General features: G+C 68.1%; 16 protein-coding genes. 5 read left to right on the forward strand and 11 right to left on the reverse strand.

The window, feature by feature from the left end; all coding sequences use genetic code 11:
• Positions 1 to 33: 33 nt before the first annotated feature.
• The 6 genes from mycP to ACOQFL_RS16845 form a co-directional block, all read right to left on the reverse strand.
• The gene (gene mycP / locus ACOQFL_RS16820) at positions 34 to 1,341 is read right to left on the reverse strand and encodes a type VII secretion-associated serine protease mycosin (protein WP_435545128.1); all 1,308 of its coding nucleotides are present in this window, start codon (positions 1,339 to 1,341) and stop codon (positions 34 to 36) included.
• 71 nt (positions 1,342 to 1,412) lie between these two features.
• A complete protein-coding gene (locus tag ACOQFL_RS16825; protein ID WP_435545129.1) occupies positions 1,413 to 4,100 on the reverse strand; it encodes a hypothetical protein in 2,688 nt (895 codons plus the stop codon).
• Positions 4,101 to 4,319: 219 nt separating this feature from the next.
• Positions 4,320 to 4,940, reverse strand: coding sequence for an L-threonylcarbamoyladenylate synthase (locus tag ACOQFL_RS16830; RefSeq protein ID WP_435545130.1), 621 nt, complete (start codon positions 4,938 to 4,940; stop codon positions 4,320 to 4,322).
• Positions 4,941 to 5,649: 709 nt separating this feature from the next.
• On the reverse strand, positions 5,650 to 6,885 hold the full coding sequence (locus ACOQFL_RS16835) for a helix-turn-helix domain-containing protein (protein WP_435545131.1): 1,236 nt from the start codon (positions 6,883 to 6,885) through the stop codon (positions 5,650 to 5,652).
• A gap of 90 nt (positions 6,886 to 6,975) precedes the next feature.
• Positions 6,976 to 7,170 (reverse strand): DUF397 domain-containing protein, encoded by a 195-nt coding sequence (locus tag ACOQFL_RS16840; protein ID WP_435545132.1) that lies wholly within the window; start codon positions 7,168 to 7,170, stop codon positions 6,976 to 6,978.
• 77 nt (positions 7,171 to 7,247) lie between these two features.
• Positions 7,248 to 8,105, reverse strand: coding sequence for a helix-turn-helix domain-containing protein (locus tag ACOQFL_RS16845; RefSeq protein ID WP_435545133.1), 858 nt, complete (start codon positions 8,103 to 8,105; stop codon positions 7,248 to 7,250).
• Positions 8,106 to 8,415: 310 nt separating this feature from the next.
• Here ACOQFL_RS16845 and ACOQFL_RS16850 point away from each other — a divergent pair, with 310 nt between their 5' ends.
• Both ACOQFL_RS16850 and ACOQFL_RS16855 read left to right on the forward strand, forming a co-directional pair.
• Positions 8,416 to 8,736, forward strand: coding sequence for a hypothetical protein (locus ACOQFL_RS16850; RefSeq protein ID WP_435545134.1), 321 nt, complete (start codon positions 8,416 to 8,418; stop codon positions 8,734 to 8,736).
• Between the two features lie 482 nt (positions 8,737 to 9,218).
• Positions 9,219 to 9,881 (forward strand): DUF4389 domain-containing protein, encoded by a 663-nt coding sequence (locus ACOQFL_RS16855; protein WP_435545135.1) that lies wholly within the window; start codon positions 9,219 to 9,221, stop codon positions 9,879 to 9,881.
• Positions 9,882 to 9,938: 57 nt separating this feature from the next.
• Here ACOQFL_RS16855 and ACOQFL_RS16860 read toward each other — a convergent pair whose 3' ends face one another.
• From ACOQFL_RS16860 to ACOQFL_RS16875, 4 genes are all read right to left on the reverse strand, one after another.
• Entirely contained in the window at positions 9,939 to 10,985 is a 1,047-nt protein-coding gene (locus ACOQFL_RS16860) for a zinc-dependent alcohol dehydrogenase family protein (protein WP_435545136.1), read from the reverse strand.
• An 83-nt stretch (positions 10,986 to 11,068) separates the two neighbouring features.
• Positions 11,069 to 11,722 (reverse strand): SDR family oxidoreductase, encoded by a 654-nt coding sequence (locus ACOQFL_RS16865; RefSeq protein ID WP_435545137.1) that lies wholly within the window; start codon positions 11,720 to 11,722, stop codon positions 11,069 to 11,071.
• A gap of 98 nt (positions 11,723 to 11,820) precedes the next feature.
• Positions 11,821 to 12,516 carry a type 1 glutamine amidotransferase domain-containing protein gene (locus ACOQFL_RS16870; RefSeq protein ID WP_435545138.1) on the reverse strand — a complete coding sequence of 232 codons (696 nt, stop codon included), beginning with the start codon at positions 12,514 to 12,516 and terminating at the stop codon, positions 11,821 to 11,823.
• 47 nt (positions 12,517 to 12,563) lie between these two features.
• Positions 12,564 to 12,782, reverse strand: a complete 219-nt coding sequence (locus ACOQFL_RS16875; protein ID WP_435545139.1) for a hypothetical protein — start codon at positions 12,780 to 12,782, stop codon at positions 12,564 to 12,566.
• Positions 12,783 to 12,870: 88 nt separating this feature from the next.
• Here ACOQFL_RS16875 and ACOQFL_RS16880 point away from each other — a divergent pair, with 88 nt between their 5' ends.
• Positions 12,871 to 13,512, forward strand: a complete 642-nt coding sequence (locus tag ACOQFL_RS16880) for a TlpA disulfide reductase family protein (protein WP_435545140.1) — start codon at positions 12,871 to 12,873, stop codon at positions 13,510 to 13,512.
• Positions 13,513 to 13,738: 226 nt separating this feature from the next.
• On the opposite strand, the gene ACOQFL_RS16885 is transcribed toward ACOQFL_RS16880, so the two are convergent.
• Positions 13,739 to 14,551, reverse strand: a complete 813-nt coding sequence (locus tag ACOQFL_RS16885) for an SAM-dependent methyltransferase (RefSeq protein ID WP_435545141.1) — start codon at positions 14,549 to 14,551, stop codon at positions 13,739 to 13,741.
• 601 nt (positions 14,552 to 15,152) lie between these two features.
• Here ACOQFL_RS16885 and ACOQFL_RS16890 point away from each other — a divergent pair.
• Together ACOQFL_RS16890 and ACOQFL_RS16895 are read left to right on the forward strand one after the other, a co-directional pair.
• Positions 15,153 to 15,914, forward strand: coding sequence for a thioesterase II family protein (locus tag ACOQFL_RS16890; protein WP_435545142.1), 762 nt, complete (start codon positions 15,153 to 15,155; stop codon positions 15,912 to 15,914).
• Positions 15,915 to 16,252: 338 nt separating this feature from the next.
• On the forward strand, positions 16,253 to 20,801 hold a 4,549-nt coding region (locus tag ACOQFL_RS16895; RefSeq protein ID WP_435545143.1), incomplete at its 3' end, for a beta-ketoacyl synthase N-terminal-like domain-containing protein.

Here is a 20,801-nt window from a genome sequence, read left to right on the forward strand (position 1 = left end):
GTTCTCCCGTAGCGGGTATGACTGGTTCGGGTGTCACCGGGCCGAGACGTGCGGGCGGTCCTCGCCGGTGCCGCCGATGCCGGAGCGGTCGGCACCGGTGCCGTCGACCACGCGCGCCACGCGGTGGCGGCGCCACCCGCGCCGCCACCCGGCCGGTCCCAACCTCGCTCCGATCGCGGCCAGGCTGAGCAGCAGCGTCACCCCCACGGTGCTGATCAGCACCACGCGCATCGGTGCCGGATCCTCTCGCGGCACGTCCGGGTGCTCCACCCGGACCGCAGCGGCACCCGACCCGGTGTCCTGTCCCGAGGCAAGCACGCTGGTGACCGCGGCGTACGGGTCCACCACGCCCCAGCCCATCGCCTCGTCCGGTACCTCCGTGCCGGGGTGGCTCGCCGTGCTCGTCAGGCGGTGCCTGACCCGCGCCGCGGTCAGCTCCGGGTGGTAGGCCCGCACCAGCGCCGCCGTGCCCGCCACGAACGGTGCGGCGAAGCTGGTCCCGCTGTCCTGCCAGTGCCCCGGCCCACCCGGACCGACGCTGACCACGTCGACGCCGGGGGCGACCAGATCGATGAACTTCCCGGTCTGGGAGAACTCCGCGCGTTCGCCTGCGGCGTCGATCGCGCCGACGGCGAGCACGCCGGGATAAGCCGCGGGGTAGGGGATCGGGTTGCCCCGCTGCGCCTCGTTGGCCGCCGCCGCGACGATCAGCACGTCACGCGAGAGCGCGTACTCGACGGCCTCGCGCAGCGCCGTGTCGTCGTAGTTCGTGCTGGCCGAGATGTTGATGACCTGCGCGCCCGCCTCGGTGGCCGCGCGGATGCCGCTGGCCATGGACTCGGCAGAGCCGCCCTGCTTGGACCGGGTGTCGCGGACGGGGAGGATCGTGGCTGCCGGGGCGACTCCGGTGAAACCGGTGCCCTCGGCGGGGCGCGCGGCGATGATCCCGGCTACGAACGTGCCGTGCCCGAGGCAGTCGGTGTCGGCGGTTGCCCCACCGCCGGAGAGCACGTCGACACCGTCGAGCACGGCACCGGCCAGCTGCGGCGTCGTCGCGTCGACACCGGAGTCCACGACCGCGACCGTCACCCCCGCGCCACGGGTGAGTTCCCAGACCCGCCCCGGTGCCAGCATCTCCTGTGCCCAGGGGCGTGCCCGCGCCGTCTTGACCGGGGGGCGACGGCACTGCTCGGTGGCCGACCGCGCCGCGAGCTCGAAGCCGCTCGCCGTCCCCGTCGGACTCGTGTGGCCGGCTGCGATCGCCTGCGGAGCACACGCGAGCAGCAGTACGCTCAGCAGCAGCACCAGATCGGTGAGCACGCCTGGGCGGCGAGCGGGCATGGCTGGTTCTCCCTACCGCGGCTTCGCTGCGGCCGCGTTCCTCGTCGAAGACCGCGCCGTGCGGCGTCGACTCATCGGGCGGTGGTCGCGACGCCTGCCGTGTGGTCCGGTTGTGCCGGTTCGGCCCCGGACACAGCGGGTGGTGCTTCGGCGTCGTCGTGGAGTTCCGTCGGCACCAGCCCGACCGGGCAGCTCATCCGGTCCAGCTGGTCCCGCTCGGACAGCACTCGTGGTTCGATGCCGTGCCTGCGCCGCAGCGCGCGCTGGAGTTTGGGCAGCACGGCCAGGTCGATCTCGTCGAGTTCACCGTGGCCGGGCTTCTCGTCCGGCCGCAGTTCCCGCAGCAGCAGCGCGGGCCGACCGCTCTCCCCGTCCGTGGTGGCCAGGACCTTGAACCGGGAGTCGGAGGCGAACACGACCTCCTCCGGCAGCGAGTCGCGCCCGAACAGCGAGACCCGGCGTGCCGAGTGCGACCAGATCACCACGTCCCCGTTCACCGAGTTGCCGGGTTCGTCACCGCTCGTCAGGTCGTCGGCCGCCGTGGCGCTGAGGAAGCCGGGTTCGGACAGCACCGCGCCCGGTTCGTAGTTCTCGACGTCTCCGTCCGGTGAACCACCGAACCGGAAGGACGGGCCGCGGTGCACCGGCAGCCGCCGCAGCCCCGAGAGCAGGCAGGCCACGTAGTCCCGGGCGGCCCCGGTGTTTCCGGCGCGCAGTAGCCGGTTCACCGCGTTTCCCCCGTTCTCGCCGCGTCCGGTGTAGAGGATGACCGCCACGAAGTCGGCCTTGGCCTCGTCGGCCTCGTTCTCCCGCAGCGCCGGATGGGTGGCCAGCACCGTGTTCACACTGGGCAGCACCTCGTCGAAGTCCTCACCCACCGCCCGGGCGAAGCGAGAGCGTTCCTCGGATGTGCTGCGGTGGTTGTGCGGTGTGCCGATCCCACCCGCCTGCGCGGGCACGAGCCTCGGTCGCTCGGGCTCCTCACTCGTCGGGGAGTCCGGTTCCCGGTCGGACAGCGCCGCCGGTGGAGTGTCGGCGGGTTCTTCGGGAGCTCCCGCGTGCGGTGCCTGGGCGGGATGGCCCGAGGTGTCGGTCGGAGACGGTCGGTCGGCCCGCTCGGAGAGCAGTTCCGGGGGTGGTTCGGAGACCGTGCGTGGCCGGTGCGCCGGTATCGGCGTGGCGTGGAACACCGGCCGCTGCTCGTCGTCCGTGTCCGGGAAGGACGCCTCGTCAGCCGACGCGCCGTCGTCGGTCAGTGCGCTGTCGGCCGGGGTGCCGCTTTCCACCGCGGGGATGTGCGCCGTGGTTTCGTTCGGGGTGGCGTCAGCGGCGTCCGCCTCGGAAAGCGGGGCGCTCGTGGCTTCCGGAGCGCCCTCGGCTGTGGAGATCGGCGGGTAGGCCGGACCACTCCCGCCCGGTTCACCCACGATGGCGGTGAGTTCCCCACGCGTCCGCTCGTCGGCGATGCCCAGGATCAGCAGCCGAACCCTGTCACGCTGCCGAGGGGTGAGCCCGTCGAGCAGTTGCCGCAGCACGTGCGGGGCTTCCGGCGGCACCGGGACGTAGGGCGATCCGACCGAGACGGTCATCCGGTGCTGCTCGAAGGTGATCTCGTCCGCGGCGCCCCTGAACCCGGACTGGGCGAACGGCAACAGCGCCAGCCCACCGGGCACGACCCTGGCCACCATCTCCCCCGGCGCGGGGGCGGCGGGTCCGGCCTCGGCGCGTCGATAGACCAGCTGGTTGAACCTCACCCAGCCGACTGGCGCCGGAGCGGTCAGCGCCACCCGTGCGGGGCCGGTGGCCGAGTGCCACAGCGACACGGGAAACGGTTCCCAGGGGGAGTGCGGATCCCGCACCACCGACCGTTCGCCGCCCGAACCGTCGTGCAGCACGGAACCGGTGGTCGCCAGCACGTCGTTGCCCAGCCGTTCGGCGAGTTCGCGCAGCCGCGCCGGTGCGGCCTCCTCCACCGTGGTCGGTACGAGTTCCCAGGGTCTCCGCAGTCCCCCGTACAGCCGGTTCAGCATGGACACCAGGCGTGTCGCGGGGATCGGCCTCGCGTGGGGAGAGCCCAGCAGCAGGCGGGGGTGGTGCGGGGACTGCGGCACCGCGAGCTCCTCGTCCAGGGCACGGGTCTCCTGCCCGTCCTCGCGGATCCGCATCCCCGCCGGAACCGGTTCGGCGAGCAGCCCGGAGTCGGCGACCGGGCCGGTGGGCAGCTGCTTCTCCCACAGCGGCGTCGGGTACCGCACGACGTGCGGTCGAGATGGTTGTCCGGCGCGGTACAACCGCCATCGCCCGCCTGCGACGTAGAGCGAGCCACCGGGTACCAGCTCCAACCGTCCGGCGGGGACCAGCACGTCCGTGTCGAGCTCGGCTGCGAGCTCCGCTGCCACCGAGCTGCCTCGGGGGCCGGTTCGAGTCAGTCCCCCCACCGCGATCCAGAGTTGGCTCGGCGCTGCGTGTCTCGCCGCGGCGGACGCCGGTGCCAGGGCCGGAAGCATCGCGCGGCGGCAGGCGTGCCACAGCGTGTCGAGGAAGCCCGCCTCGCGTATCGACGCCGTCGTGGCCAGCACGGCACGGCTGTTCCGCGAGGAGGGGATCTCGGCGAAGAGTTCGCGTTCCCGATCGTCGGAGTCGTGCCGTTTGCGCACCGCGGTGTTGCCGCCGAGACTCTCGACGTGCAGACCCTGGCCCTGGGGGTGGCTCGTACTGTTCGCTTCCTGGTCGGGCATCAACCTGCTCTCGTCGGGCACGATCCGTCCTGGGGTTCGTCTCGCCACGCTCCCGGCCGGGACCCCGTCCCGGCTCCATCGGGGAGCGGCCCCGCTGCGACAGTCTGCCGCGCGTGCTCGCGCGCGCAACGGCCCGACCCGGTTCCGTCGATGTCCCCAGGGACATCCCTCACCGCTCGGTTCTCGTGGTGCTGGTTCGTCAGGTGCGGAAGGGGAAGACGGTGGAACTGTTCGACGGAACTACTCGAACGGGGTGGGATCACCCGCGCCGTAGCGGGCTATCTCGGGCTCGTCCTCGGAGAAGTCGACCACGGTGGTGGGTTCGGTCCCGCAGTCGCCGGAGTCGATCACGGCGTCCACCTCGCGGTCGAGCCGCTGCTTGATGTCCCACCCGTTGGTCATCGGTTCCTGCTGGTCGGGCAGCAGCAGGGTGCTCGACAGCAGGGGTTCGTCCAGCGTGTCCAGCAGTGCCTGAGCGGTGACGTGGTCGGGGATGCGCACGCCGATGGTCTTCTTCTTCGGGTGCAGCAGCCTGCGGGGGACCTCCTTGGTGGCGGGCAGGATGAACGTGTAACTGCCCGGGGTGGTGGCCTTGACGGCGCGGAAGGTCGCGTTGTTGATGTTGACGAGCTGGCCGAGCTCGGAGAAGTTCCGGCACACCAGGGTGAAGTGGTGGTGCTGGTCGAGCTTGCGGATCGTGCGGATGCGTTCCAGCCCGTCCTTGTTGCCCACCCGGCAGCCGAGCGCGAAGCAGGAGTCGGTGGGGTAGACCACCAGGCCGTCCGCGCGGAGGATCTCGGCCGCCTGGTTGAGCGCCCGCCGCTGCGGATTGCGTGGGTGAACCTCGTAGTACTGCGCCATGTTCCGACCCTAGATCCGATGGTTCCAACACGAAATCCGGCCGCGCTGGCCGGGGAACTCCGAACCGCGACCCCCGACAGCCTCTGGTGACCCCGGTGCCAGGTCGCCGTCCATTCTTTCGAGGGAATCCGAGAATATTCGGGAACTCGCGTGGGGTTTTGGCGGGGGCTCGGGTCCCGCGTGGACCCGTAAGGCTGCGAGTCCCCCCCTCGATCTCGGGTGTGTCGTGAATTGGGCACACTTCTTCCGGGATCGAGGGGGAGGTGAAGCTTCTCGGTATACCGGAATTGTGACTTCGGAGCTTCACCCCGCGCGGGGTGTTACACCCGCGCCGAGCCGGGGGTTACGGGCAGAGCGGCGATGGTGGGCCGATAGTGCCCGAGCGTGAGCGTCAGGGCTTACCAAGTACACGGCCGGGTTCGCCTAGATCGTGCGTTGCCTGACGCGCGGACTTCACGCCCTCTGACGGCGGTCCGCACGGCTGTGAACCGTGGCCAGGACTTGTAGCCCTACCCACGCGCTGCCTGGGGTGCGCGTGGCGGGAAGCGTATTCCGTGCTACGCTCGGCACTGCTATTTTGGTTCTTGGCGGATACAAAGTAGCACGGGGCTCCCTGGTTTCGATCAGGGGGCTCCGCTTTTTTCGTGCGAGAAAGTAAATATGAAAGAAATTTCGGATTCGCGTCGAGGGGATGCGGTTCGTCCCCTTGTCAGTCCAGTTCGGTGCGGATCTGTTCGAGTTCCCCGGCCAAGGTGGAAGGGATATTCCGCGGAATCTCCGCCACGGTTCTCCGAAGGATGCTTTCCGTCCGTCCCGAGGAAACTTCTCCCAGCATCGGGAGGATCTCGGCGGTGACACGTTCGGCCTCCTGCCAGGCACCCACTTGAAGGCTCAACCGTAGGGCGTTCGCCGCCGTGATGTAGGTGGCCCATCGCAGGTGTTCTTTTCCACGCGAGAGTTCCCAGGATTCGAGCATGTCGCGCAGCGCGTCGTGGGAGTGTCCCAGTCCGTCGTGGACGTGGCCGCGCTGAACCGCGAGTTCTCGTTGGTCCACCCACCAGGTCCACGAAGGATCGCGGTGGGTGAAGCTCTCGGTGAGTTCCGAGCGTGCCTTGTCGAAGACATGCAGGGCTGCCGGCGATTCGAGGGCGGCCAGTGCCCGGGCCTGCCGGATCTCGAACAAGGCTCTTACCCGGTTGGGGAGGTTCGCCTCGCTGAAGCGCCGCACGATGCGCAGTGCTCCGTACGGATTGCCCTGATACAGGCTGACCAGGGCGTCGTTGGACATCACGAACCACTCCATGCTCGTGTCCCCCGCTATGACGGCCAGGCGCAGGGCTTCTGCGTTGACCCGGTGCGCCTCGGTGAACCGTCCGGCGTCGATCAGACACCAGCCCGCTACCTCGGCGAGTTCCGCCGCAGTCGCTTCGAGATCACGTTCGACTGACGCGCGGTAGCTGCCCTGGTCCAGGATGCGTTGGGTGCGTCGGAAGGCGCGCAGTGCCAGCGGAGCGACCTCGCCGCCACCGAGGCTGCCGTCCAGCGCGACCAGGCGGTCGATCGTGACCCGCAGCTCGCTCAACGTGTCACTGTCAGCCGGGGCCTCTGTGATCCGCTCGGAAATCGCGTTGTCGGCAGGCAGAGCTCGTGCGGAAGGCATGCTCCGAGCAGCGGGAGTGCTCGCTCGGTCGAAACCGAGCTCCGAGTCCTCCGTCACCCCGAGGACGGTGCGCAACGCCGCTCGGTAATCCCTGTTCGGCCGCGCCACCGCTCCGCGCTCGTAGCGGGCCAAAGCGTGCGCGTCCAGGGCGCCCGAACTGCCCGTGTTGGCAGCGAGCCACCGATTCGCCTGCTCGGCCAGCTCGGCACGGCTCATGCCCGCGCCCGGAGTGCGCGGGGACGGAGTGGCTTCGCGTGCCTGTCGAAGACGGTGATTGCGGGGCACGACCGTGATCGTGCCACCTCTCACTACTCGGGAGGGATACGAAAGCACCCCCGGAGCGAATCCGAGGGTGCGATGCGGTTCGGCTGGGGATCAGTCGAACCGGTTGGTCTTCACGGCGTCGATGAAGGCGGACCACTGCGCGGGGGCCGCTGCGAAGTGACCGGCCGCACGGTCTTTGCTGTCGCGAACCCCGACGACCTCGGAAGTCATCGCGATCTCGACGCACTGTCCGCCATTTCCGCTGCGCGAGCTTGTCCGCCACGTCGCGCGCGACAGGTCTGCCATTGCCGCCCCTTTCGAAGTCTCGATCTCGCCGAGGTGCATCGTACGACCCCAGGCTAGCGAGACGGGGCAGGGGCGAACTACGCCGTCACGGGCTGTCCCGGGGCGATCTCGCGCACCAGGTCGACGGACTCGCGCTGCGGCATCGCCGAGGAGCGCAGTTCGTCGAACAGGTTCCGCAACAGCGTCACGTCCGAGTTGTCCTCGATCACGTGCCCTCCCAACGGGCTTTCCATATAAGCCACGTCGGGGTCTGTGGGTTCGGCGAACTCCAACACGGTGAACCCTGATGTCATGCTGGCGTGTTCGCCCGCTTCGTACGAAACAACCTGGAACATGACGTTGGGTAGATCGGCCATCGCCAACAGATGTTCCAGCTGTTCGCTCCAAACCTTCCTGCTGCCCACCTTGCGGTGCAGGGCCGCCTCGCTGATCACCGCGCGTAGCTCAAGCGGGTTGTCCTTGTCGAACAGACGGCGTTGCCGTTCCATGCGTGCGGCCACGCGTTTTTCGACGTCCTCGGGGTCGGTGATGTGTCCACCCGAGGTGTGGATCGCCCGCGCGTAATCCTCGGTCTGCAACAAACCGGGGATCAGTTCCTGCTCGAAGTTGCACACCAGCGCAGCGTCCGTTTCCAATCCCACGTAGGGCTTGAACCACTCGGGGAGACGGTAGGTCGACCACCAGCTGCGCTTCGATCCTTCCCGCCGCGCGTCCTCCAGAGTCTGCCGAACTTCGTGGGGCGCGTCATAGAGCTCAAGTAGGGCGGCCAGCTCCATCTTCTTCATGCTGGCCTGACCCTTTTCCCAGTTGCGGATGGTCTGCGGCGACGCACCCATGTGCTCGCCCACACCGGAGACGGTAAGCCCTGTCTTCTCGTGAAGCTCGGAAAGATGCGCGCCCAACCGTCGTCTACGTGCTGTTGGTCCGAGTGCCATAGCAAAACACTGTATTCGATCAGCTACCTCACAACTATCACCTAAATGAGCTACGTAGCTGCGTTGTTCAAATCTTGAGTCAAAGATTTCGATTAGCTACTGTGACTGCGCGTGAGCACAGCGCAATCACCACGGCCGATCAGCGCCGTGTGGGCAGGTCGCGATCTGGGTCGGGCTGCCGTGGAACGGGGGAACTCTGTGGAGCTCAGTGTGGAGACCGCCGGATGCGCCACATCCGACCGTGCTGCGCTCGCTGCTTCACCGAGTACCTGAAGCTCCACCGGGACCAGTCGAATTGGAAGGGATAATCGTGGAAACCACCGAGCGACAGCACTACTGGCTGCCCGTGCCGGACCGAACCGGGTTCAAGTGGCACCGGCACGCCTTCCGGGGCAAGCACTGGGACGGCCGACCGAGCGACACCTCGGTGTGCGGCAAACCGTGCGCGATGGCCAAACCCAGCGAACTCGACTGGTTCCAAGCGCCCACCTGCCCCGACTGCACCGAACTCCTGATCGCCGAGCAATCAGCCACCGGAAGTACTGAACAGCCGCGCACCGCGAGCCCCGAGCAATCGGACACCGGCAGCGCCGAACAACCGGACACCGGCAGCGCCGAGGGGGAACACTGACCAGACAGCCCCGCGAGCCGAACCGCGTACGCGGCTACGTCCCCGCCTTCTCCGGCGACCTGCACGAACCACCGAGAAAACGAACCACGGTGCCGCACTCACTGCTGGAACGGATCCTCGATGGACTGGAACGGCTGTGAGCGCCGGAACGAGCTGATCCCGTGCTGGGGTGGACTGCTGTGATTTCCGGTAGTCAGGATGAAGGCGCCGTCTCCCACTCGTTCTGCTCCGGCAGTACCGCTCGGATGATCTCGACGGGTGTCAGCAGGAACATCGGGAGACCCTTCTCCAGGGCGGCGGAATCCTGCGCAGGGGCGGGCTGAAAGGTACCGTCGCGTTCACGCGGCCGCCGTGACCGGGCCGATTTTCGCTGATGGGGGCAGCACCGCGCAGCGCACGCGGTGATCCTTCCGCCAACGGAGGCGCGGAGCTTCCGGGGCCGCTTCGGTGGAGCGCAGAACTCCGGTCCGTGGAGGTGCGGGGTGAGTGGGGACGCTTCGGAAACTGGTTCAGCCGGTTCGACCCGGCGACCGCACCCGGTCCGCTTCGACGTCGAGTATCCGGACAGGGAGCTCAACCGGGTCGGCACGGCCTTCAGGCTGATTCTGGCCGTGCCGATTCTCGTGCTGCTGAGCAGCGTCGGTGGCCAGGCGATGCGACTCGGCGAGGGATCGACGGAGGTGGTGCTGTCCAGCGCCGGTGGGATGCTCTTCGTTCCGCCGCTGCTGATGATCCTCTTTCGGCGCAAGTACCCGTACTGGTGGTTCGAGTGGAACCGCGAGCTGCTGCGCTTCACCAACCGGGTGATCGTCTACGTCGCTCTGCTGGACGACCGGTATCCCTCCACCGACGAGCACCAGGCGGTGCACCTCGATTTCGACGCTCCCGAGGAGCGCACGCTCAACCGGTGGCTTCCGCTGGTGAAGTGGTTGCTGGTCGTTCCGCACTACGTCGTGTTGTTCTTCCTGGACATCGCGACGATCGTGGCCGTGGTGGCCGCGTGGTTCGCGATCGTGTTCACCGGCCGCCATCCGCGAATGTTGTTCGACTTCCTGGTGGGGGTGGGGCGGTGGCACAACCGTGTCATCTCCTATGCCTGGATTCTCGTCACCGACCGGTATCCGCCGTTCCGGCTGGCACCGTGATCGGTGCGGCCGGCGACGCGGTACCGCGAGACAACCGGTCAGGACGGCAGTCCCGGTTCAGCCGAGCTCGGCGACGGTGATCCCGCTGCTCGGCGGCGTCGCCTCGTTCATCGCCACCAGCGCGGCCGGGATCTCGTCCAGCCCGACCCTGCGACCGATCAGTCGGTCGAGGTCGATGCGGGATCCGGTTACCAGCCGCAGCATCTCCGGGTACTCGTGCGCCTGCAGCCCGTGCGTGCCGAGGACGCGCAGCTCCCGCGCGATCACCTCGTGCATCGGCACCGGCGGCAGACCCTGTTCGGGTGGCAGCAGCCCGAGCTGCACGTGCGTGCCCCGCGTACGCAGCGAGGAGATCGAAGCCGCGCAGCTGGCCGGGTGCCCCACGCAGTCCAGCGACACGTGCGCACCCCCGCCGGTGAGTTCCCGGACCGCCTCGGCCGTGTCGGGAGTGCGGTTTCCGTTCACGGTGTGTTCCGCGCCCAGCTCGGCGGCGAGCCGCAGCGCCGCATCGGAGAGGTCGACGGCCACCACTCGGGCACCGGCGGCCGCGGCGATCGCTACCGCCGAGACGCCTGCGCCGCCGCAGCCGTGCACCGCGACCCACTGGTCAGCTCGTACCGCCCCCTGCCGCAGCACCGCCCGGAAGGCGGTGGCGAACCGGCAGCCCAGCGCGGCGGCCGAGGTGGCGGGCAGTTCGTCCGGCAGCGCCACGAGGTTCGTCTCGGCCCGGGGCACGGCCACCCGCTCGGCGAAGGAACCCCAGTGGGTCACACCCGGTTGGAACTGGTGTTCGCAGACCTGTTGGTTTCCGGTGGCGCACTGGTGGCAGGTGCCGCAGGCGCAGACGAACGGCACGGTGACCCGGTCACCGGGGTGCCAGCCGCGCACCGAGGAGCCGACCTCCACGAGGCGCCCGGCCAGTTCGTGTCCGGCCACGTGCGGCGGGGTGACGTCGGGTTCGTGGCCCTGCCAGGCGTGCCAGTCACTGCGGCACAACCCGGTGGCCTCGACCGCTACGACCACCCCGTCCGGTTCGACCCGCGGCTCGGGGACGGTGCGCACCTCCGGGGCGACTCCGAACTCGTCGAACACAACGGCACGCATCAATGGCCCTTTCGAACCGCTCCGGCTGTCGCTGCCAGCTTAGTAGCGCGTGGTCGTTTACCGACCCCCGCCACCGCGAGAGTTCACAGAGCGGCGACCGCCTTCGGAACCGATGTGTCCCCCTCGGTCAGTTCGAGCGTGTGACTACTTCCCCGGTGGGTGGCGAGCAGCTCCGCCAGCACGGCGGCAACGTCCTGCCGCGACACCCGGCCGCGTGGGACGGGAGGGGAGGAGAGGGTGACCAGACCGCTTCCCGGATCGTCGGTCAACGCCCCGGGGCGCAGGATGGTCCAATCCAGGTCTCTGGAGCGCAGGTCCTGCTCGGCGCCGGTCTTGGCGTCGATGTAGGCCTTCCAGACCTCTCCGGAATCGGGATCCGGCGACTGGCCGGCGCCCATCGTGGAGATCTGCAGGAAACGTGGCACTCCGGCGTCCTCTGCTGCCCCGGCCAGCGTTACCGAACCATCACGGTCCACCGTGTACTTTCGCTCGGCTCCGCTGCCCTTGCCCGCGCCGGCGGCGAACACTACCGCGTCGGAACCCCGCAGGGCTTCCGTGATCTCGGCACGGGAGCTGTGCTCCAGATCGAGTTCGAGCGGGTGGCCTCCCGCCGCTTCCAGATCGGGAGCGTGCTCCGGTTGCCGGATCAGTCCGAGGACTTCCGCCTCCTGCTCGTGAAGCAGCGCGGTCAGCCGCAGCGCGATCTTGCCGTGTCCGCCCGCGATGACGACACGCATGTCGTACCGTTCCTTTCCGCACCAAGGACGCCGCCGGACGTGTTCTGTGTCCACGCGGTTTCCAAGGAGCCGGTTCATCGGGGCCCTTCCGGGCCGGTTCAGCTCACCGAGGGAAGCATCCGCTCCGCCAGCGGTTCCGAGGAAGCCGGGTTCTGGCCGGTGTGCAGGTTGCGGTCCACCACCACGTTGGGTTCCCACGGCTGTCCCTCGGAGAACTCGGCCCCGAGGGCCACCAACCTGTCCTGCAGCAGCCACGCCGCCTTGTCGGCCAAACCGGCCTGCTTCTCCTCCACGTTGGTGAAGCCGGTGAGCCGGTATCCGGTGAACGGGCTGGTGCCGTTCTCGTCCTCGGTGGCGAGCAGGGCGGCCGGGGCGTGGCAGACGATGCCCAGCGGCTTGCCCGAGTTCAGGCTCTCGGTCAGCAGCCGAGCCGACTCCGCGTTCACGGAGAGGTCCTCCATGGGGCCGTGACCACCGGGGTAGAACACCGCAGCGTAGTCGTCCGGCCGCACGTCCTCCAGCCGCACCGGTCGCCGCAGTTCCTCGGCCGATTCCAGGGTCGCGGCGATCTGGTCGGCTCGTTCCTGCCCGCCGTTGGCCTCCGGGGCCAGGCTGGACTGATCGACCGGTGGGACGACCCCGCCTGGAGTGGCCACGACCACCTGGTGCCCCGCCTCGGTGAACACGCGGTACGCGGCGGTGAACTCCTCCGCCCAGTATCCGGTCGGGTGCTGTGTCCCGTCTGCCAGCGTCCAGTGGTCTGCGCCGGTCATCACGAACAGGATCCTCGCCATGCTTCCACAACTCCTCGTCCCGGGATCTCTTCTCGTCGTCGGCCCGCTCAGCAGGGCAGCCGAGTGGGAGGCGGGCGACCGTGGGTTGGTCGGACCAACAGGGTTTCCACGATGGCCCGCCGGAAAACAGCGGAGTCGACGGTGGCACTCCCGGAGGGGAGTCGGAGGTCGTCCGGGGTGGGGGAGATGTGAGCCTTCCACGCGTCAGCGGGCGGGTCACGCTCGTTCTGCTCGGTGTTGGACGACTCCTGCGCCGAATGGGTCATCCGATACACGGCATGTTGTCGGATCGCCGGATTAAACGCTGTTTTCGTGATTTACGGGATTCATCGAGTGGTGCGATACGATGCGGGCATGTCGACAAGAGGGAAACCTGGTGCTCCCGGTTTTCGAGGTGGTAGAAAATCCGGAACATGGTTCTCGTTTGTGGTGGTCGCTGCTGCGGTCGTGATGGCTGTTTCCTCGTGCGCGAGTTTTCCGAAAAGTGAAGTGCGGGCCGACGAAGGTGAGTTCTCCTTCGTGTCGCCGGACGGTAGAACGAAAATTGTGTACGCGAAAGACGAGCGTGAGAAGGTGGGTGATCTGTCCGGGGGTTCCGTGATGGATGCCGAACGAACCATTGCTTTGTCGGACTACCGGGGCGAGGCGGTCCTGCTGAACCTGTGGGGATCCTGGTGCGCACCCTGTCGTGGCGAAGTGGGTGAACTCGAGCGGCTGGCAGCGAGGTACCGGGATGCTGGTGTGCGGTTTCTCGGGGTGAATGTCCGCGACAACAGGAAATCCGCCCAGGACTTCATGAACAACCTGGGTGTGAGTTACCCGTCCGTGTACGATCCCGACGGCAAAGTTACCCTCGCTCTCAAGGGGCTTCCACTTTCCACGGTTCCTGTGACGCTCTTGCTGGATCGGGAGCACAGGGTGGCGGCGATATTCCTGGGGTCCGTGGTCGGCAAAAATGTAACGCCGGAAATGAGGAAAGTGGCGAGGAGCGGGTAGAACGGAATCGATGCTCCGCCTACGGCGGTCGGTAAGTGCCCTGGGGTCCAACTGCGGACCGCCGTCGAGAAGCCCGCTACCGGCATCCCGAAATGCCCGGCCCACCGGCGGCTCTGATCCCATCGGGGCGTTATGCGGGCTCCGGCCCGTCATCGGTCCCGCACCGTGATATCGCCACGGTCCGAAACCGTGCTGCCCGGATCGGTCGCCGCCGGTGCTCCACCGGTCAGCTCGGGCGGATACCCACGGCGGCGTAGCCGTTGGAGTGCCGGGCCGCCTCGTAGGTGACGGGCTCGGTGGGTCGCCAGGCGGCGCTGGGGACCACGCCGGGTTCCAGCAGGGCGTATCCCGCGAACAGCTCCCGGACCTCCTCGGGATCGCGGAACGTCACGTGCGGGGTGGTGGTGCCCGACATGACCCGGTCGATGCCCGCTCGTTCGGCGTCGGTCATGGTCAGCTGCGCGCCGTTGGTGACGGCCAGCGCGCTTCCGGGCGCGCACGCCTCGCGGTAGGTGGCCAGCATCCCGTGGGGATCCCGTACCGAGATGATGTCCAGGATGGCCACGGCCAGCACCGCCACGGGGCGGGTGAAATCCAGCAGCCCGGCCACTCCGGGAGCGTGCAGCACCTCACTCGGCCGGCGCATGTCGGCCCGCGTGATGGTCGCCAGCTCGGTCCCGCGCAGCATGTGCTCGGCGTGGCTGACCGCGACCGGTTCGATGTCGACGTAGGCCACTTTGGCATCGGGGTTCGTCCGGTGGGCGATCTCGTGCACGTTGCCCACGGTCGGGATGCCCGATCCCAGGTCGAGGAACTGGTCAATGCCCAGCTCGCACAACTCGCGTACCGCCCGCCCGAGGAACGAGCGGTTGTGCTGGGCCCACAACGTGTTGCCCGGGTAGACCCGCAGGAACTCCTCCGCCGCGGCTCGGTCGGACTCGAAGTGCGCCGAGCCGCCGAGGAAGTAGTCATACATCCGGGCGATGTTGGGTGTCTGCTCGTCCACCTGCGGTGGCTGCTGTCCGATTCCCGTCTCCAACGGTGGCTCCCCTTCTCCGCCGGCTTCGTCGATCGCCGGGACCGATTTTCCACATTGTGCGATCAATGCGCCACGCCGAGTAGATGACGGAAACGGCTCACCGCCTCCCGCGCTCGGGTGAGCGCCCGTAGGGGGGATAACGCACCGACGCGGTACCGCTTGGAGCCCGTCCCGCCGCTGAAGCTCGCCGGTACTCCGTTGGAAACGGGTTTTCCGGAGCGATGGGCAGGTGGTTCGCGGCATGGCCACGGAGTACGACTTCGCCCGAGCGAACCGCTCCGAAAAGTCGTAGACGATCAAGTCGTTTTTACTGTTGAGTAGGTGGTGCGGATCGGTTCGGCTCACGTTTTCCGATCGATGTTTTCCGAATCGTAACCAAGTACGGCTTTTCGTTTTCACATCGTGTTCCGTTCGAAGTGCGGTGTTGGTCGGTCGGATTTTGGGTCCGGTTTCCGGTCTCGTGGCCACGTGTTCGTTTTGCCTGCCGGGTCGGCGGCCTCCGGCCAACGGCTCCGTCGATGAATCGAATAATTAAATACGGCACGGCTCGTTACCAACTAGCCCTTTCGTAGTAGTGACCGGATCGTGCAAGATACGGCGCGTGAACCAGACGAAGTGGATCGAGCGCCGTGACGCCAATCCGCGGGCCCGACTCCGGCTGTTCTGCTACCCACACGCGGGCGGTGCCGCTTCGGCCTTTCACGCCTGGCAGCGGGTGATGCCGGAGACCGTTGAGGTGTGTCCCGTTCAGCCGCCCGGTCGATGGACGCGGCACCACGAGCCGCCGTTCCGCCGCGTGGAACCCGCCGCCGCATCGTTCGTCGAAGCGATCGATTCGCTCACGGATCTCCCCTTCGTCTTCTTCGGTCACAGCCTCGGTGCCCTGGTGATGTTCGAGGCGACCAGGCTCGTCGAGGCGCGGGGCGGGCAATGCCCGAAAGCGTGTGTCGTGGCCGCGCGTGGGGCGCCGCACATCGATGTCGGTCGCCCCGCACGGGAAGTCGTCGCCGACGACGAACGCCTCGTCCACTGGGTGTCCGAGCGTTACGGGAAGCTCTCCGGATTCGACGACCCGGAGATTCGGGAACTCTTCATGCCCGTGTTGCGTGCGGATCTGGAGGCGTACGCGTACTACGAGCCCGGTTCCGGCTCGCCGCTGGCCACGTCGCTGTACGCCTTCGGCGGCAACGCGGACCGAGCGGTACGGGCCGAGGAACTCGAAGGTTGGCGCGAGCACACCACCGGTTCCTTTGAGTCGGCTGTCCTGCCCGGTGATCACTTCTTCGTCCACGACCAGCACTCGGGCTTCCTGCCGAAACTCGCCGCGCTGCTCGAGGAACTCACCGTCGAGCACGGTGCGTGATGATGTTCCGCTAATCCCTCCGACGGATTGACATCGGCTATTTGGCGCATACAGAATACGGGCAATCTTCACGACCCGCCGGAGTGAGAATCGAAGCGAGAGGTGTACGGATTGACGCTGGTCCCGTCGGATTCCCTGTGTCCTGCTCCATAGGGAATGTTCCCCGAGGGTGAATCCTTGTTGGTCACATCGTGAAATCGTGATCAACCGTATCTGTGTTACCGATGGTCGAGTTTGGATCGAATTTTTAAATCTGGCCGGGCGTTGTCCCGGTTTTCCGCTGCCTCGTGTGACCGGTATCGCCGTTTTCCTTTCTTTGCGTTCCCCTGGAGGGGTCAATGAACGTGCCCATCGCAGTGGTCGGAACCGCTGGGCGCTTCCCCGGCGCCGCTTCGACGCGGGAGCTGTGGCGACTGCTGCTCCGCGAGTCGTGCACGACCGGTGTGGTTCCGGCCTCCAGGTTCGACATCGACAGGTTCTACGCCCCGGATTCACGGTCACCGGGTACGATCGCTTCTCGCTACGGCGGATTCCTCGACGGGGTCGATCGGTTCGATGCGGGGTTCTTCTCGCTCTCCCGGCGTGAGGCGCGCGTCATGGACCCCCAACAACGCTTACTGCTGGAGGTCGCCTGGGAGGCGTTCGAGGACGCCGGGCTCCGAGCGGGTGCCGACACCGGCGTGTACCTCGGAATGATCGCCAACGAGTACGCCGAACGGCTCCCCGCCGACAACGTCGATCTGTCCGCGTTGACCGGAGCAGGCTCGCGAAACGCCGCGGCCGGGAGATTGTCCCGTTTTTTCGGGGCCGTGGGCCCGAGCATGGTGATCGACACCGACCGGTCGTCCTCGCTGGTCGCGGTGGAGCAGGCGAGCCGGGCGATCGCTCGTGGGGAGTGCTCGGTCGCCCTGGCGGGCGGCAGCAATCTGATCCTCTCCCCGCGCACCAGCATGGCGTTCTCGAGCGCGGGAAGTCTCGCCCCCGACGGGCGCTGCAAGTTCGGGGACGCCGCCGCCGACGGCTTCGTGCGCGGCGAGGCCGTCGGGCTCGTGGTGCTCAAATCGTTCCAGGCGGCCCTCGCGGACGGCGACCCGATCCACGCCGTCCTCCTCGGCGGAGCCGTGAACAGCAACGGCGCGGCTTCGTCCGACCTCATGCGGCCGAGCGTCGATTCCCAAGTGGAGGTACTCGGCTCGGCGTGTCGGGACGCCGACGTGGCGCCGGAAGAAGTGGGCTACGTGGAGGCGCACGGCACCGGCACGCCCGCGGGTGACCCGGCCGAGCTCACCGCTCTCGGGACGGCGTACCGGAAGCAGGGCGGTGACCGGCTCCGAATCGGTTCGGTAAAGACGAACATCGGACACACCGAGGCGGCAGCCGGGGTGTGCGGTCTCGTCAAGACCGTGTGGGCGCTCCGCGAGGGAGTCCTCCCGCCGAGTCTGCACTTTCGGACGCCACGGGAAGACGTCGACTTCGACGAGCTGGGGCTGCGGATAGTCACCGAGCGCGAAACGTGGTCCGAGTCCGAATCCCAGGACGGCGCCGTGGGGGATCGGGGAAGCTGCCGACTCGCCGGGGTGAGTTCGTTCGGTCTCACCGGGACCAACGCGCACCTGGTGCTCGCCTCCGAGGCGGAGGCGAAGCGGCGGTTCCCCGAGCTCCTGCCGCCCAAATCCGAGCCGGACTCGGCGGAAATCGCCGGGCGAGCCCGGGTCGTCACGATCTCGGCGCACTCACGAGCCGCGCTCACCGCGCACGTTCGGGCCCATCGTGACCGTGCCCGCGAATGGGACGAGACGACGCACGGCTCGCTCGCCGAGCTCGCCCACACCACCGGTGCCCGACGCATGCATCGCGAACACCGCCTCGCCGCGGTGGTGCGTTCGACGGACGAACTCGCGGGCGAGCTCGACGCCTATCTCGACGGTGAGCCGGGCGGAAACGTAGCCACCGGACTCGCCGAGTCGAAGCGGCGCGTGGTGTTCGTGTGCTCCGGGCAGGGCTCGCAATGGCTCGGCATGGGGCGCGAACTGCTCGAACGGGAACCGGTGTTCGCCGACGCGATCCGCCGGATCGACGCCGTGGCACGACCCTACTCGTGGTCGCCACTCGTGGAGCTGTCCTCCGGCAGCGACAGCGTCGACGCGGGTGCGCACGATGTGCAACCCGCCCTGTTCGCCATGACCGTCGGGCTGGCCGAACTGTGGCGGTCCCGGGGCGTCGAACCGGACGCTTTCGTCGGCAACAGCATGGGTGAGATCGCCGCCGCCTACCTCGCGGGCGCACTCGGCCTGGAGGACGCGGTCCGGGTCATCTGGGAGCGCAGTCGGCTGACCGCGAGTATCAGCGGTACGGCCGGTGAGGTCATGTCGGTCGAACTCCCCACCGAGGACCTGACACCGTGGCTCGAGCCGTACGAGCAGCGCGTCGTCGTCGGCGTCCACAGCAGTCCCCACGCCTCGGTCCTCTCGGGTGAGAGCGCCGCCCTCGCGGAGCTGGCGCAACGTTTCGAGGCGAACGGCATCACGTGCCGCACCGTGCCGTTCCGCGCCCCGATCGCCTCGCACAGCCCGCTGATGGAACCGCTGCGCGAGCCGATGCTCGACGCGCTCCGGCCGGTGCGCATGCACGAGTGCACCACACCGTTCCTGTCCACCGTCGACGTCGAGTACGTCACCGAGCCGTTCGGTGCCGAGTACTGGTGGCGCAACCTCCGCGAGCCGGTGCGGTTCGAACCGGCCATCCGCAGACTGCTGGCCGAGGGGCACGACACGTTCGTCGAGCTGAGCCCACATCCGACCCTGCGGAGACCGATCGAGGACACCGCCTACGAGGCGGGCGCGCCGGCGAAGGTCGTCTCGTCACTGCGTCGGGAACGTCCCGAACAGGACACGCTGCTCGCGAACCTCGCCGAACTCCACGTGTGGGGCGTGCCCGTGGACTGGGCGAAGCTCCACGACAAGCCCGAAGCTCCGGTGGCACTGCCGAGCTATCCTTGGCAACGCCAGTCCTACTGGCTGGACCCGGCGGGACCCGAGGCCGACGGCGCGGCCGGAGATCCCGCCACCCCGGCGCCTCTCCCGACGGTGGACACGGACTCGCCGGAAGATCCGATGGACGATTCCGCCGACGAAAGCGACGAGCGCGTCCCGTCCTTCCGCTCTCGGCTGGAATCCGCCGAACAGCGGGAACGGGTATCGCTGCTCGAGTCGTTCCTCCGCCGCGAGATCGCGCGCGTACTCGACGAGCGAACGGCTGAGGACGTTCCCCTCGACGTGCCGTTCCACGAGCTCGGCGTCACCTCGGTGCTCGGCCTCGACCTGTGCACCAGGCTCGAACGGGCCCTCGAACACCGCGTACCGGCCCCCGTGCTCTACCGAACCGGCACGGTCCGGGCGTTGACCGACTGGCTTCGCGAGGAGCTCGAACTCGACACCGCGTCGGGAGCCACGACCGAGGGCTCGACAGGACACCCGAACGCCGCCTCGCGCGAGGAGACCATCGAGTCCGCCGCCCACTCCCTGGACGAACCCGTCGCCGTGGTCTCCACCGCCTGCCGCTTTCCCGGCGGCGTGGTCGACCCCGACGGGTTCTGGGAACTGCTGCGCACCGGCGGGGACGCCATCACCGACGTTCCCGCCTCCCGGTTCGACATCGACGCGGTGTTCGATCCCGACCCGGAGGCGGAAGGCAGCACCTACAGCCGGTCCGGTGGATTCCTCGACGGAATCGACGAGTTCGACCCGACGTTCTTCGGGATTCCGCCGCACGAGGCGAAGTCGGTCGACCCGCAGCAGCGGTTGCTCCTCGAAACGACCTGGGAGGCCCTGGAACGCGCCGGGATTCGGGCCGAGGAGCTGAAGGGATCGAGGACCGGCGTGTTCGTCGGCCTGTGGACCGAGGAGTACCAGAACGAGGCGTTGCGCGACACCAACGGGATCGACGCGTACACGCTGCTCGGGACGAATCCCTCCGCGACAGCGGGGCGCATCTCCTACTGGCTCGGGCTTCGGGGGCCGAACCTTCCGGTCAACACCGCCTGTTCGTCCTCGCTGGTCGCGATGCACCTCGCGTGTCAGTCGCTGCGCTCGGGAGAATGCGAGCAAGCGCTCGTGGGGGGCGTGAACGTCCTCCTCTCGGCCGCCGGATTCGTGTACTTCAGCCGGGTCGGCGCGCTCTCACCCACCGGGCGTTGCCAGGCCTTCTCCGCCGATGCCGACGGATACGTGCGCTCCGAAGGCTGCGGCATGGTGCTGCTCAAACGGCTCTCCGACGCCGAACGGGACGGTGATCACGTCCTCGCGGTCGTTCGCGGTAGCGCCGTCAACCAGGACGGCCGTTCCAACGGTTTCACCGCGCCCAACGGCGCCGCGCAGCGGGAAATGCTGTCGCAGGCACTCGATCGGGCCGACATCGCGGGAAACACGGTCGACGCCGTGGAGTGCCACGGCACCGGAACCCCGCTTGGCGATCCCACGGAAGTGCAGGCACTGACGGAGGTCTACGGCAAGGACCGGCCCGCCGACCGGCCGCTGCTGCTCGGTTCGGTGAAAAGCAACATCGGACACACCGAAGCAGCGGCGGGCATTGCGGGCCTGCTCAAGGCCGTGCTCTCGCTGCGACGTGAGACCCTGCCGCCTTCGATGCACGTGGAACGGTTGAACCCGCACTTGGCGTGGGACGAGTCGCCGGTTCGCGTGGCGGCCGAGCCGACACCGTTGCCCTCCGGTACGCGCCCCCGGCGGATCGGTGTGTCGTCGTTTGGGATTTCGGGGACGAATGCGCATGTGATTGTGGAGGAGGCTCCGGAGGGTTCTTCTGTAGCGAAGAGCAGCGAGGGCGAATCGAGTTCGGTTCTGTTGTCGCCGCCGCTGGTCATCAGTGGGC

It is taken from the genome of Actinopolyspora sabaoui (assembly GCF_051225635.1).
In the GTDB taxonomy this organism is placed as follows: Bacteria; Actinomycetota; Actinomycetes; order Mycobacteriales; family Pseudonocardiaceae; genus Actinopolyspora.